The organism is Microbacterium testaceum, from assembly GCF_001476655.1.
Classification (GTDB): Bacteria; Actinomycetota; Actinomycetes; order Actinomycetales; family Microbacteriaceae; genus Microbacterium; species Microbacterium testaceum_C.
On sequence record NZ_LDRT01000284.1, the window covers coordinates 1 to 520 of the forward strand.

The following is a 520-nucleotide window of genomic DNA, read 5'->3' on the forward strand; positions in this document are numbered from 1 at the left end:
CCCATCCCCTCCCGCTTGCGGGAGGGGCGTGAGTCTCATTCAGGTCAGCGCCCGATCAGCCCTTGCGCGATCTCGTCCGCGACATCCGACGCCGGATGGCCCGTCTCGGCCGAGCGCTGCCACACCTGCTCCAGACGCTCGGGGATCTTGGCGATGCGCGCCATGACTTCCGCCTCGTCGCCCTGGCCCAGATACTCCAGTCCGACATTGATGATGCCGCCCGCGTTGATGACGTAATCGGGGGCATAGAGGATGCCCGCTTCCGCCACGCGCGCGCCGTCCTCGCGGGTCGCCAGCTGGTTGTTGGCGCCGCCCGCGACGACCTTGGCCTTCAGCCGCTGGATCGAATCGGCGTTCAGCACCGCGCCCAGCGCGTTGGGACTGACCAGATCGACGTCTGCGAACAGAATCTCGTCGGCCGAGGCGACGCTGGCGCCCAGTTCCGCCGCCATCGCTTCCGCGCGCGCCTGGTTCACGTCGGCGATGGTCAGCACCGCACCGTCCTTCGCCAGCAGCTTGG

At 68.7% G+C, this 520-nt stretch carries 1 pseudogene; it reads right to left on the minus strand.

Going from position 1 to position 520, the window contains the following annotated elements:
• Positions 1-44: 44 nt before the first annotated feature.
• A pseudogene (locus tag NS220_RS19030) lies at positions 45-520 on the minus strand (Glu/Leu/Phe/Val dehydrogenase family protein); the annotation flags it as partial.